Raw genomic sequence first — 13381 nt, 5'->3', positions numbered from 1 at the left:
GCTCAACCGGTGGGTCGCCCTCCGATGGGCAGCTCGACCACCCGGGTCGCCCAGCGCGCCAGCAGGGCCGCGTCGTGGCTGACGAGCAGGACCCCGGCGCCGTGCTGGCGTTGGTAGTCGGTGACGACGGCGGCGAGGTGGGCCTGGGTGGAGGCGTCCAGCATGGCGGTGGCCTCGTCGCAGAGCAGGTAGCCGGGCCGATGGACGAGGGAACGGGCGAGACAGGCCCGTTGCAGCTGCCCGTCGCTGACCGCGTGCGGACGGCGGGCGAGCAGGTCCGGGGTGAGGCCCACGAGATCGGCCAGTTCGCGGGCCCGGGCCCGGGCCGCCTCGCGTGGGGTGCCGGTCGCGCGCAACGGCTCGGCGATGAGGTCGGCGAGGGTCAGCCGCGGGTCGGTGGCCGCGCGCGGGCTCTGGAAGAGGATCGCGACCCGGGTACGGACGGCGGCCGGCAGCCGATGACGGACGCCGGCCAGTCGCTGGCCGTCGAGGGCGACGTGACCGCCGTCGGGGGCGTGCAGCAGGGCCAGGACCCGGGCGAGGGTGGATTTGCCACTGCCCGACGGGCCGCGCAACCCGACCGTCTCACCGGCGGCGATCCGCAGGTCGACCCGGTCGAGGACGCGCTGCCTGTCGTAGTGGACGGTGATCTGGTGGGCGACGAGTGCGCTGGTCATGCCGGTGCTCCCAGCGGGTGGTGGCAGGCCGCCCGGCCGGGGCCGGGCAGCGCCGGGGCCGGCGCGGTCCGGCAGGTGTCGGTGGCGCGCTCGCAGCGCGGCGCGAAGGCACAGCCCGGCGGCAGGTCGGTGAGCATCGGCGGATGCCCGGGTACGGGCCGGAAGGCCCGGTCGGGCAGGGCGTCGAGCAGCCCGGCGGAGTAGGGGTGGACGGGGGCGTCGAACAGGGCGCCAGCGGGCCGGTGCTCGACGATGCGGCTGGCGTACATGACGGCGATCGTGTCGGCGACCCGCCGGGCGGCGGCGAGGTCGTGGGTGATGAGCAGAACCGCCCCGCCGGTGTCGCAGCGTCGCCGCAGCAGGTCGAGGGTGTGGTCGACCAGGGGCCGGTCCAGGCCGGTGGTGGGTTCGTCGGCAAGCAACAGCGGCGGGTCGGGGGCCAGCGCCAGCGCGGTGACCAGACGTTGCGCCATCCCGCCGGACAGCTCGTGCGGGTACCGGTCGAGGTCGGCCGGGTCGAGGCCGACCTCGACGGCGAGCCGGTCGGCGGCCGGGTCGGCGTCCCGGCGGGGGTGGCCGTGGGCGCGCAGGGTCTCCACCAGCAGCCGCCGGCCGGTGCGTACCGGGGTCAGCGCGGTGGCCGGGCTCTGTGGCACCAGCCCGAGCGCGCGGCCGCGCACCTCACGGGCGAGCCGGCGCTCGCCGCAGCCGAGCAGGTCGACCGGGTTCCCGGCGGGTGGGTGCAGGCGGGCCTGCCCGGTGACGGTGGCGTTGCCGGGCAGCAGGCCGAGCAGGGCGTGGGCGAGCACGGACTTGCCGCAGCCGGACTCTCCGACCACGGCGAGGAGTTCGCCGGGTTGGACGGTCAGCCGCAGGTCGGTGACGGCGTGCACGACGGCGTCGCGGAGCCGGAAACGGACGGTCAGCCCCTCGACGTCCAACAGGGCTGGCGGACGGCCGGCGCGGGCGCTGGTCGTGGTGGCGGGGGCGGTGGTGGTCACAGGTGCAGCTCCGCTCGTACGCGGGGGTCGAGGCGGTCGCGCCACCGGCCGGTCAGGGCGGCCAGCGCGAGGGTGACCGCGACGAGCAGCAGGCCGGGCACCAGGCTGGCCCACCAGGCGCCGGTGAGCAGGGAGCGCTGTCCGTCGTTGATCATGTTGCCGAGGGAGGCCAGGTGCGGGGGCAGGCCGAGGCCGAGGAAGGACAGCGCGGTCTCGTGCCAGACGGCGTGCGGCACCATCAGCGTGGTGGCCAGCGCGATTCGCGGCAGGACGTGGGGCAGCAGGTGACGGGTGAGCACCCGGGTGCGGCTGGCACCGCCGGCGACCGCCGCGTCGACGAACGGGCGGGTACGCAGGCTGAGCAGCTCGGAGCGGACGATACGGGCGGTGGACAGCCAGTGGGTCAGCCCGATGGACAGGATCACCGCGCCGAGGCTGGGACGCAGCATCGCCACGATGAAGATGCCCAGCAGCAGGTGTGGCAGGGCGGCGATGGTGTCGACCACCCGCATCAACGCCCGGTCGACCCGGCCGCCGCAGGTGGCGGCGACCGTGCCGACGAGGCCGCCGATCCCGGCGGCGACGAGCGCCGCGACCGCCCCGACCAGCAGCGAGACGCGCAGCCCGTAGAGGCTGCGGTGGGCGACGTCGCGACCCAGGTCGTCGGTGCCGGCCAGGTGTGCCCAGGAGGGGGCGAGCCGGGTACGGGCCAGATCCACCGCGCTCTCGTCGAGGGGCCAGAGCAGGGGCGCGGCCAGGCAGGCGGCGACCGCGGCGACCAGGACGACCGAGGCGAGGACGATCCCGGGCCGGAACAGCGGTCGCCGGAGGCGGGCGGGCAGGGCGAGATCAGTCATCGAGGCGTACCCGGGGGTCGGCGGCGGCGTAGGCCAGGTCGGTGAGGAGGTTGGCGGTCAGCACCACGACGGTGGTGGCGAGGGTGGTGGCGGCCAACAGCGGGAAGTCGCTGCCCAGGGCCGCCTGGACGGTGACCGCGCCGAGGCCGGGCAGGGAGAACACGGTCTCCACCAGCACCGCGCCGCCGACCAGTTCGGGCAGGTGGGTGCCGACCAGGGTGAGGAACGGCAGCAGCGCGGTCCGCAGGGCGTGGCCGAACAGGACGGTACGCCCGGGCAGGCCGCGGGCCCGGGCGGCGAGGACGTGGTCGTCGCGCAGGCTCTCGGCGACGGTGTCGCGGACGAACAGCACGAACCACGGCGCCTGGGAGATGGCCAGCACGGTGACCGGCAGGACGAGGTGCCGGGCCACGTCGGCGGGGTCGGTTCCGGTGGCGGTCACGTCGGTGAGTCCGCCGGCCGGCAGCCACCCGAGGGCCAGGGCGAACACGGCGATGGCGGCCAGCCCGAGCCAGAACACCGGCATCGACTGCACCGCGTACGCGCCGGCGCGTACCGCCCGGTCGAGCCAGCCGCCGCGCCGGTACGCGGCGACGGTGCCCAGCAGCAGGCTCGCCGCCAGCACCAGGGCCAGGGCGGCACCGACCAGCAGCAGCGTCCAGCCGGCGCGCGCGGCCAGCACGTCGGCCACCGGCTCGTGGCGGCTGGTCGACCAGCCCAGGTCACCGCGGAGCAGGTTGCCGACCCAGCGGGCGTACTGCACCGGCAGCGGGTCGTCGACACCCCAGTTGGCGCGGATCTGGGCCAGGTTCTCCTCGCTGGTGGTGAACGCCGCCGCACCGGCGTACTGCTGGGCGGGGTCGATCGGGGAGGCCGCGCCGAGGAGGAACATGCCGACGCTGGTCGCGGCGAGGACCGGTACGGCGACCAGCAACCGGCGGCGGACGACCGCGCCGGCGCCGGACAGCCGCCGGCGCCGTCGCCTGGCCACGGTGGCGGCGGTCGGCGTCACGACGTCTTCGTCCAGGTGTGGATGTTCCACCAGAGGCTGTTGGCCACGTCGTGCTCGTGCGGCTCGACCCGGGGCGTCACCCCGGCGACCGCCTCCTTCACCACGTAGGTGTGCTTGAGGTAGGTGAGGAACACCCACGGCACGTCGGTGGCGAGCTGCTGCTGGAAGAGGGCGTAGGCGGCCTTGCGGCCGGTCGGGTCGGCGGTGTCGCGGCCGTCCTGCAGCGCCTTGTCGACCACCGGCGACCGGTACGAGCCGGGGTTGAAGAAGCCCTGACCGGCGAAGGCGGAGCCGAACAGCTTGTAGGAGACGAAGTCCGGGTCGTACGGGGTGCCGTAACCCATGATCAGCGCGTCGGTGCGCATCCTGGGGGTGATCGCGTCCCAGGTGAGGCCCTCGGGGGTGATCCTGATGCCGATCTTCTTGGCGTCGGCGGTGACGGCGAGGGCGAGTTCCTTGCGCAGGCTGTCGGTGGCCGGGTACATCAGGATGAACGCGGCCGGGCGGCCGTCGCGGACCCGGATGCCGTCCGCGCCGGGTCGCCAGCCGGCGGCGTCGAGAGCGGCGGTGGCGGCGGCCGGATCGGCGGTGGCGGGGCCGGCGGCCGACGGGGTGGCGAACTCCGACGAGGGTGGGATCGGGCCGTGCGCCGGCTCCCCCGCGCCGCCGAGCACGCCGGTGACCATCGCCTGGCGGTCCACCGCCGCGTTCAGCGCCCGGCGCACCGCCACGTCCCCGGTGACCGGGTTGCCCATCGGCAGCATCACCCCCCGGTAGTCGGCGGTGGGCACCCGCTCGACCCGGTAGCCGGCCTGTCGGTCGAAGCCGGAGGCCAGCTTCGGCGCCAACTCCGCGGCGTCGAACTCCCCGGCCCGCATCCGCTGGGCGCGGACGTTGTCGTCGGCGACGAAGGCCACCACGACCCCGGAGTTGGCGGGCCGACCGCCCCAGTACGCCTCGTTGGCGGCCAGGACGAGCCGGTCGCCCGGCGTCCACGACGTCACCCGGTACGGGCCGGTGCCCACCGGCTTGCGGTTGAAGCCGGCCTGGTTGATGTCCTGCCCGGCGAGGGCCTTGGCCGGCACGATACCGAGGGTGAGCCGTTGCAGGAACGGCGCGTAGGCGTACTTCAGTCGGAACACCACGGTGGACGGATCCGGCGCGGCGACCGAGGCGAGCATGTCCAGGTCGGACCGGAGCGTGGAGTCGACCTTCGGATCCAGCACGGCCTGGTAGGTGAAGACCACGTCCTGGGCGGTCAACGGACTGCCGTCGTGGAAGCGTACGCCCTCGCGCAGGGTCGCGGTGACACTCCGTCCATCCGGCGACACGGTCGGCAGTTCCCGGGCCAGCGCCGGGACGAGCCGGTTGCCGGCGTCTCGGGTGACGAGACCGTCGAAGATCAGCGAGCCGCCGTCGACCCCGTAGTTCAGCACCGGGTTGAGCGTGTCCGGTTCGCCGGCCGTGGCGACCACAATGGTGCCGGCGCCGCCGGCCCCGCTGGAGGTGGCCGCCGGGGACGAGCAGCCGGCCGTGGCCATGAGGGCGGCGACGGCCAGGATCGCCGCGCGGGTGGACAGCGGGGTACCCATCAGATGCTCCCGTGAGTGGTCAGGTGGTGCGGCGGCACGAGGCCGCCCGCCCCGGAGGGCACGATCGACCCGATGATCGGGGCCGACCGTCGGGATGCCAGCATCACGTAATTGCCAGTGATATGCAACAAAGGATTCAGCACTGTGATCCTGTCCGCAGGACACCGGGGAGCCACCGCCGGCACGGCCGCGGCCCGAGTGCCCGAACACCGGCGACCGAACCACGGGACACCCCGCCGGGAATGCACTAGCATCTATCCATGGGTGCTTCGCGAGCAGTATTCACGTTTTTGGGAGCGGCGGGTCTCTCCCTCGCCCTGACCACATCGGCCGGTGCCACCGTCCCCCGGCCCGCCACCGGCCCGCGCACTCCGGCGGCCGCCGGCAGTGCGGCCGTCACGGTGAGCCCGCACCCCGCCCACGGCGGGGTGTTCCGCGACGAGCAGGGCCGCGAGATCGTGCTGCGCGGCTTCAACGTCTCCGGCAGTACCAAGCTGTACGAGAACAACCTCCTGCCGTTTCGCAGCCGGGCCGACGCCGCCGCCTCCGCCCAGGCCATGCGGGACCTGACCGGGGCGAACACCATCCGCTTCCTGATCTCCTGGGAGGGGGTCCAGCCGGCTCCGAACCGGATCGACACCGGCTACCTGGACCGGGCGGTGGAACAGATCCGCGAGTTCACCGATCGCGGCTTCCACGTCCTGCTCGACTACCACCAGGACCTCTACTCCGCGCACCTGTTCCACCGCGACAGCTGGTACACCGGCGACGGCGCACCCGCCTGGGTGATCCGCGCCGGCGGCTACCCCCGCGAGTCGTGCGGGATCTGCTTCCTCTGGGGGCAGAACATGATGAACAACACCGCCGTGCGCCAGGCGATGGCCGACTTCTGGCGCAACCGGACCCTGCGCACCGAGGCCGGTGAGGTCGGCGTCCAGGATGCGTTCCTCACCCAGGCGACGGCGACCATGCGGCACCTCGCGCAGCGGCTGCCGGCCGCGTCGTTCCGCAACATCATCGGGTTCGACCCGTTCAACGAGCCCTTCGACGGGGGTATGGAGAGCCGATCCGGCGCGGAGTGGGAACGCAACCACCTGATCCCGTTCTACCAGCGCTTCCGCGCGGCCATGGACACCGCCGGCTGGGCGGCGAAGCCGGCTTTCGTCGAGCCGCTGGTCTTCTGGAACACCGGCTTCTTCGAGCAGGGTGGGCTACCGGAGTCCCCGCCGCTCGGCGCGCGCTTCGTGTTCAACAGCCACTACTACGACGGCGCCCGGATCACCCTGGACCCCTCCCCCGCCGGCGACGGCACGTACGCGACGGCGATGAACCGGATCCGGAACCGGGCCGGCGACCTGGCCACCGCGCCGTTCGTCTCCGAGTTCGGCAACAAGCTCTCCGGGCACGGCAGCGACCGGACCCCGTGGATGCTGCGCGCGATGTACCAGGGCATGGACGCCGGGGTGGCCGGCGCCCGGTGGTGGGCCGACCCCCGCGCGGGCGGCACGGTGCTGTCGGGCACCCAGTGGCAGTGGGACATCTACCACGACCGGCACCACGAGCTGATGAACGGCAACCCGGACAAGGTGCAGACCGAGGGGGACGCCTGGAACGACGAGGACCACTCGGTCGTCGAGATGGACGACGCCGGGGCGGTGACGCTCCGGCTGGACCGACGGCTGCTCGACCGGCTCTACCCGAGTGCGGTGGCCGGTGACACCCTCGCCTTCGCCTACGAGGACCTGGCCCGCTCCGGCTACGGCGGCGCCGGACAGCAGCGCGCGTGGCTGACCCCGCCGGCCACCATGCCGGCGGTGTCGGCGCTGGTGGCCGGCCGCCAGTACGGGGTGCTGGTCTGGCGTCAGCCGGCCACCCGCCCGAACGGTCCGACCGAGCTGCACCTGCCCGCCTCGTTCCCGGCCGCCGGCACCGCCGTGGTGAGCGACGTCGCCACCGTGCACGGGGTACCCGCCGCCGGGCCGGTGTCGGTCACCCGGGAGGTCGGTGCGCGTACCGCACAGCGCCTGCTGGTCGACGCCGCCGACTCCCCCGCCGGTACGGTGCACGTCGCACTCGTGGTCGGCGCCGCGTCCGGAGCACCGGTGACCGCCGGACAGCTCGCCGCGGCCCGTGCGGAACTGCTGCGCTGGCGGGACACCGTGTTCGCTCCCGCGGCCCGCCGGTAGGCCGCCTGCCGGGTCCCGCCCGGGCGTGCCCGGGGCGACGTGGGGTCGCCCCGGGCCGCGCCTGCTGGTCGGCCGGTTCAGCGGCGCACTGTGGTCGGTGTGCCCAGGGTGACCGGGGCGATGGTGATCTTGTCGATGTCGGGGGCGTAGGCGTCCGGGTTACCGAAGACGAGCGGGCCGTCGGCGGTGGAGAGAGTCACCGGGATGGTGCGCTCCAGGAAGCTGTTCCACGCGTAGGTGTAGCGGAAGTAGGCGTGCGCGCTGCCGCCGCCGGTCTCCGTGACGTTCAGCCGACGGTCGATGACCTGCGGGTTGTAGTCGTGGCTGCCGCCGAGTTCGGCGTTGGCGTAGGCGACGACGATGTCGTAGTCGCCGGGCCGGTCGAAACCGGGCCGGCGCGGCACCTGGAAGGTGTTGGCGGTGCCGTTGCCGACGTGCCCCAGGCCGGCGAGCCCGGAGGCGTTGCTGCCCGACGCCTCGGTGTAGCGGGCAATGCTGACGGCACCCCGGCGGATGACGTTCTCCGCCTCGACCGAGACCGCGGCGGTGTCGGACCCGGCGGCCCGGGTGGTGGTCAACTGCTGGAGCAGGATCCCCTTGGTCGAGCGGATCTCGACCTCGTTGATGCCCTGGCTGAGGTGCAGGCGCACGGTGGAGCGCCAGCTACCGCGGCGGGGTGCGGCGACCGTGGCCACCCGGCGGCCGTTGGCCGTGACCTCGGCGGCCGTTGCGGCGGTGCTGCGGTAGTCGAGGCTCAGGTCGTGATAGCCGGTCTCCCACGCGTGAACGTACGCGTCGGCGCGCGCGAGCGCCCCGCGGATGTCGGCGTGGCCGCGGGCCCCGGGGCTGCGGTAGGTGAGCCGCGCGCCGCCGGTGTAGCGCAGCGTCGAGGCCGGGTAGCTGGTGGGCTCGCCGTCGGTGACGTCGGTGAGCAGGAACTTGTCCAGGGTGATGTCGGCGTTCGGCAGCAGGGAGGTGCCGTCCAGGCTGGCCCGCAGGGACAGCGTGTGCTGACCGGCGGTCAGCGGGATGGTCACCTCGGCGCTGCCCCGGTACTGCCACCTCTGGTGGGAGCCGAGGGCCAGGTTGGCGGTGTACTGCACGATCGTCGGGTTGGCGCCGTCGACGAAGAGCGCGTGGCGGCCCGGCACGCCGGGTGCCCCGCCGATGACCTGGAAGCGGTAGCGGCCGGTGCGCGGGACGGTGACCGTCCAGTCGGCCTTCGAGGTCGGCCGGTTGAAGGAGCCGACGTCGCGGCTACCGGAGGCGAGGAACTTCCACCCGCCGCTGCCCTGCGGGTCCTGGTCGTACACCGTGGCCGAGGTCAGGGTGGTGTGCTCCGCCTCGGTGCTGGCCGTCCAGACACCGCCGGCCACGAGGGTGCGGTCCTGCTCGGCGGTGATGAGCACCTGGTACGCGGCGTACCGGTCGTAGGTGGGCACGTCGAGGTTGATCGTTTTCCGGTCGAGCCGGACGCCGTCGAGGACCTTGACCACGCGCGGGGCGCCGGCGACGCCCTCCGCGCCGGACAGGGTGATCTCGCGGACCTCGACGTCGACGCGCGAGCCGAAGACGCGGGGGTCCAGACCGGACAGGCGCAGCGACACCGGTTTGCTGCCGCCGCCGTACAGCACGGTGGCCCGCTTGTTGGCGACGTCGACAGCGCCGATGCCCTGGAGGGTGTCCACCGTGTCGAGGGCGGGTGGCGTGACGGCGACGGTCCGGGCGCCCTCCAGGTCGCCGTACCACTTGAACATCCACCAGCCCGCGTTCGCGGCGTTGGCGCGGGCGCTGTTGTCGCTGAGGTTCCCGGCGTAGTTCCAGTACGCGGTCTGCCCGTCGATCTTCAGGTCCTCCATGATGGACAACCACTGGATCAGCTGCCCGGGGGTGCCCATGTCGCGCAGCATCCCCCACTCGGTGATGTTGACGTGGATCGGGTCGAGCCCCAGGTCCTTCTCCAGCTGCCGGTAGTCGGCGTAGTGGGAGCGGAAGGTGCGCAGGTTGTCGATGCCCAGCTCGTGCCAGATGAACACGTCGGGCAGGACGGCGTTGGCCTTGGCGTAGCGCAGGAAGTCGGCGGAGCGTTCCGGCTGCCACCGGGTGTCGCCCGGGCCGCCGATGCGCGCGTGACCGAGGCCGTGGCGGGCGTAGACCTTCTGAATCGTGTCGTAGCTGGCCTTCCAGTCGGCCAGGAAGGTGTCCCCCAACCCGCTCCAGTCGGCGTACCAGTTGCCGCCGTCGGGCTCGTTGAAGGGGATGAACACGTAGTCGCGGGGGCGGGCCGAGGTGGTGGCGACGGCTTCCGCCACGAACTCCACCACCTCCAGGTAGTCCCAGACGCCGTTCGGCGTGTTGGTGTACGTGCCGTCGGCCTGCCGGTAGGTGCGGCTGTCCCCGGGACGGCGACCGCCGTGGTACGGCCAGTCCGGGTAGTAGTCCTGGACGTAGATGTACATGTCCTTGCCGTGCTTGCGGAAGAAGCCGTCCTCGACCTTGATCGCGTCACCGCTCGGGTGCTGGGTGCCGTACGGCGCCTTCTGCGAGGTGTTGGTGATGTGCGCCCCGTTGATCAGCGCCTGGGTGGGCGCGCCCTCGTCACCGAAGCCGTAGAGGGTGCCCGTCGCGCCACCGCGGAACGCGCCGGTGGTGCGGGCGAAGTCGACGCCGAGCACGTCGTTGGTGGCGTCGGCGGCCTCGGCGGGTGGCGACATCGGGGTGGTGGCGGCCAGCGTCAGGCCGGCCAGGGCGGCCGTGAGCCGTACGAAGGTGTGCATCGGTACTCCCTCTACTTGACGGCGCCGCTGGTGATGCCGGAGATGATCTTCCGTTGGGCAACGGCGAGGACGGCGATCAGCGGCAGGCTCATGAGGATCACGTAGGCAAAGATGAGGTGCCAGTTGTGGAGATAGAGACCGGCACTGGCGACGCGGAAGAGGTTGAGCGGCAGGGTGTCGAGCCGGCCGCCGACGACGAAGAAGGCGTAGAAGACGTCGTTCCAGACGTACAGGCAGATGAGGATGGTCGCGGTGGCCAGCACCGGCCGCAGCAGCGGCAGGACGACCCGCCGGAACACGGTCAGCGGGCCGGCGCCGTCGGTCTGGGCCGCCTCCTCCAGCGACGTCGGGATGGTGCGCACGAACCCGGTGACGAAGAAGATCACCGTGGACAGGTAGATGCCCAGGTAGACGCCGATCATCCCGACGACCGTGCCGGCGAGGCCAAGCTGGCGCAGCAGGAGCACCACGGTGACCACGGCGGGTGGCAGGATGATGCCGCTGATCGCGATGGCGTACAGGGCCGCGGTGAGGCGGGTCGCCCGGCGGGCCAGCACCCAGGACGCCATCGACCCGCACAGGAGCACCCCGACCACGGTGGGCACGACGACCAGCAGGCTGCCGAGAAACGCGGCGGGGACGTCGGCGTCGGTCCAGACCTGGCGGAGGTTGTCCCACAGTTGCCAGTCGTCGGGCCACGACAGGTCGGGGGTGATTGCCTCGCCCTGGGACTTCGCGGCGGTGACCAGGACGAGCCAGAGCGGGATGCCGATCAGGGCCACCACGAGAGCGGCGGCGACCACGGGTTGGAGCCGGGTCCAGATCCGCGCGTCGCTGATCCCGGTGCGTTGCCGGCCAGGGGGCGTACGGTGGGGCGCGGCGGCGGTCACAGGATCTCCTCCCGTTTGCGCAGCAGGTGGATGACGGGGAAGGCCATCAGGGCGACGAGCAGGAACAGCACCAGGCTCATGGTGGTGGCCTGGGCGAACAGGCCCTGCCCGAAGGTGCGGTAGATGAAGATGTTGAGGATCTCCGTGGTGCGGGCGGGGCCGCCGCCGGTGGTGGCCTGGACGATGTCGAAGCCGTTCATGGAGCCCAGCAGGGCGGTCGCGACGTTGAAGGTGACCGCGGGCGCGAGCAGGGGCGACCGGACGGCCCAGAAGGTGCGCCACCGTGAGGCGCCGTCGATGCGGGCGGCCTCCATCACGTCCTCGGGGATCGTCTTGAGGCCGGCGAGGTAGATGAGCATGGACAGCCCCATCCACTTCCAGGAGTGGATCAGCGCGACCACGACGATGCTCCAGGTGTTGTCGGCCAGCCAGGCGTAGTCGAAGGGCTGTCGCGCGACGGCGCTGATCAGCTGGTTGACGCCGCCGTCGGGCTTGAGCAACGCCTGGAAGAGGTAGCCGACGGCGAGGGCGGACATCAACACGGGAATCAGGAAGAAGACCCGGGCGACGCGGTTGAGTCGGGTGTCGCGTTCGAGCAGGACGGCGAGGGCGAAACCGAAGAGGTTCTGGAAGACGGCCACCAGCGCCGCGTAGACGACGGTGATGCGCAGTGCGCTGAACAGCGTGCCGTTGGAGGCGAGGTCGGCGAAGTTGTCGAAGCCGACCGGGTTGATCTCGCTCTTGAAGCCGGACCAGTCGGTGAAGGCGTAGACGAAGTTGAACAGGGTGGGCAGGACGAAGAAGACGAGCAGGATGGCGAACGCGGGCACGAGGAACCACATCGGATGCGTCCGGCGGTGGATGGGTCCCGTGGCGCGGCGCCCGGGGCGGGTCGAGGGCGGTCGCGGACCGAGCCGGTCCGGCGCCGGCGCGTGTACTGCCGTGGGCATCGGGTGGTGGGCTCCCTTGACTCCTGGCGTACGCAGGCGCGCGGTGGCGCCTGCGTACGCCCAGCGGTGCGCGGCCGGCTAGAAGCCGGAGACGCCTGCGGCCTTGGCCAGCTGGGCGAACTGGTCCTGGGTGGCCTTCGCGGCCTGTTCGGGGGTGGTGGTGCCGGCGATCATGTCGGCGAGGTTGAGGAACAGGTCGGGGTTGGCGACGGCCTGTGCCTGCATGGAGCCGACCGACGCCGGGAGGGCGGCGTGCACGTCACGCAGGGCCTGGGGCACCCCGGCGGGGTCGGGTACGGCGGTCTGCAGGGACACCGTGTTGCGGTCGGCGAGGAAGTCCTGGTAGCCGGGACCCATCCAGTACGCCAGCAGCTGCCGCGCCGCGGCCTCCCGCTTGGGCTCGCCGGTGGCGAAGGCGACCAGGGCGTTGGACTGGTCGGGAATGAAGGTGCCGACGTTGCCCGAGGGGGAGATCGGGAAGAAGCCGATCTTCTTGTTGAGGGTCGCCGTGTCGGCCTTGGCCTGCAGTTGACCGAAGAAGGAGTTCACCTGCACGACCATGGCGGCCTTGCCGTCGAGCAGCGCGGCACCCTGGTCCTCGAACTTCGCCGTCTTGATGTCGGGGTTGAACAGCCCCTCGTCGATCAGCGCCTGGTACTTCTTGATGGCGCCGAGCACGGTCGGGTCGGTGAACTTCTCCTGTCCGGTGTTGATCCGGTCCCACAGCCCGTTCTTGGCGGCGTCGGCGAGCTGGACCTGCACCCACCACTGGGTGGCCCACCGGTCGGCGCCCATCTCGTGGAAGGGGGTGACGCCCTTGGCCTTGAGCTGGCGGGCCACGGCGACCATCTCGTCGAAGTTCTTCGGCGGGGCGGTGACGCCGTGGGCGGCGAGAACCTCCTTGTTGTAGTAGACACCCTCGACCGCCGGGCTGGTGACCAGGGCGGCGTAGCGGGTGCCGTCGAGCAGCCCGGTGATGTCGCGCAGCTGCGGCGCCATCGCCGGCAGCCACGGCGCGTCGGTGAGGGGCTGCAGGTTGCTCCTGGCGTTGATCGCGGTCAGCATGGACGCGGTGGGCTGCCAGAAGGCCAGGTCCGGCTTGTCGCCGGTGGCGACCTTGGTCTGGATGCCCTGCTCGTACGGGTCGGGGATGGTGACCACCTCGACTCTGGCCCCGGTCGCGGCCTGAAATCCCTCGATGACCTTCTTCGGTACGGTGTTGCTGTTCTGCGCGGCCCAGATGGTCAGGGAGACACCGTCGAGCCGGCCGGTGGGGGCAGGCCAGGAGACGGTGGTGTCGGCGGGGCCGTCGGCGCTGGGGTCGCTACAGGCGGCGAGGCCGAGTGTGAGCGCCGCCGCGACGGCGACGGTGCGGGTCCATCGCTTCATCGTGCTGAACCTTCTTTCGTGGTGGGGGACGAGGTGCCGGGAGCCGGGGC

The 13381-nt window shown here is 72.3% G+C and carries 10 protein-coding genes; 1 reads left to right on the top strand and 9 read right to left on the bottom strand.

Going from position 1 to position 13381, the window contains the following annotated elements; translation table 11 throughout:
- Window positions 1-2: 2 nt before the first annotated feature.
- Genes E1182_RS11720 through E1182_RS11700 form a run of 5 tightly spaced genes read right to left on the bottom strand, consistent with a single transcriptional unit; the run spans window position 3 to window position 5139 of the window.
- Entirely contained in the window at window positions 3-677 is a 675-nt protein-coding gene (locus E1182_RS11720; RefSeq protein WP_132263998.1) for an ABC transporter ATP-binding protein, read from the bottom strand.
- The gene (locus tag E1182_RS11715) at window positions 674-1678 is read right to left on the bottom strand and encodes an ABC transporter ATP-binding protein (RefSeq protein ID WP_132263995.1); all 1005 of its coding nucleotides are present in this window, start codon (window positions 1676-1678) and stop codon (window positions 674-676) included. Before E1182_RS11715 ends, E1182_RS11720 begins: the two co-directional genes overlap by 4 nt.
- On the bottom strand, window positions 1675-2535 hold the full coding sequence (locus E1182_RS11710) for an ABC transporter permease (RefSeq protein WP_132263993.1): 861 nt from the start codon (window positions 2533-2535) through the stop codon (window positions 1675-1677). Before E1182_RS11710 ends, E1182_RS11715 begins: the two co-directional genes overlap by 4 nt.
- Window positions 2528-3547 carry an ABC transporter permease gene (locus tag E1182_RS11705; RefSeq protein WP_243706179.1) on the bottom strand — a complete coding sequence of 340 codons (1020 nt, stop codon included), beginning with the start codon at window positions 3545-3547 and terminating at the stop codon, window positions 2528-2530. The genes E1182_RS11710 and E1182_RS11705 overlap by 8 nt, the downstream gene beginning before the upstream one ends.
- Window positions 3544-5139: an ABC transporter substrate-binding protein gene (locus tag E1182_RS11700; protein WP_132263991.1), complete on the bottom strand. Its 1596-nt coding sequence runs from the start codon at window positions 5137-5139 to the stop codon at window positions 3544-3546. The genes E1182_RS11705 and E1182_RS11700 overlap by 4 nt, the downstream gene beginning before the upstream one ends.
- Before the next feature lie 260 nt (window positions 5140-5399).
- On the opposite strand from E1182_RS11700, the gene E1182_RS11695 reads away from it, so the two are divergent.
- Window positions 5400-7325: a cellulase family glycosylhydrolase gene (locus E1182_RS11695; RefSeq protein WP_243706178.1), complete on the top strand. Its 1926-nt coding sequence runs from the start codon at window positions 5400-5402 to the stop codon at window positions 7323-7325.
- A gap of 77 nt (window positions 7326-7402) precedes the next feature.
- On the opposite strand, the gene E1182_RS11690 is transcribed toward E1182_RS11695, so the two are convergent.
- The 4 genes from E1182_RS11690 to E1182_RS11675 form a co-directional block, all read right to left on the bottom strand.
- Entirely contained in the window at window positions 7403-10102 is a 2700-nt protein-coding gene (locus E1182_RS11690; protein WP_132263989.1) for a hypothetical protein, read from the bottom strand.
- A gap of 11 nt (window positions 10103-10113) precedes the next feature.
- Window positions 10114-10992 (bottom strand): carbohydrate ABC transporter permease, encoded by an 879-nt coding sequence (locus E1182_RS11685; protein WP_243706177.1) that lies wholly within the window; start codon window positions 10990-10992, stop codon window positions 10114-10116.
- A complete protein-coding gene (locus E1182_RS11680) occupies window positions 10989-11834 on the bottom strand; it encodes a carbohydrate ABC transporter permease (RefSeq protein WP_165942587.1) in 846 nt (281 codons plus the stop codon). The genes E1182_RS11685 and E1182_RS11680 overlap by 4 nt, the downstream gene beginning before the upstream one ends.
- Window positions 11835-12020: 186 nt before the next feature.
- On the bottom strand, window positions 12021-13381 hold a 1361-nt coding region (locus tag E1182_RS11675; RefSeq protein WP_243706176.1), incomplete at its 5' end, for an ABC transporter substrate-binding protein.

The sequence above is a fragment of the Micromonospora sp. KC721 genome (assembly GCF_004348355.1).
Taxonomy (GTDB): domain Bacteria; phylum Actinomycetota; class Actinomycetes; order Mycobacteriales; family Micromonosporaceae; genus Micromonospora.
Note: the sequence above shows the minus strand (reverse complement) of the source record. Positions and strands in the feature narration are given on the sequence as shown.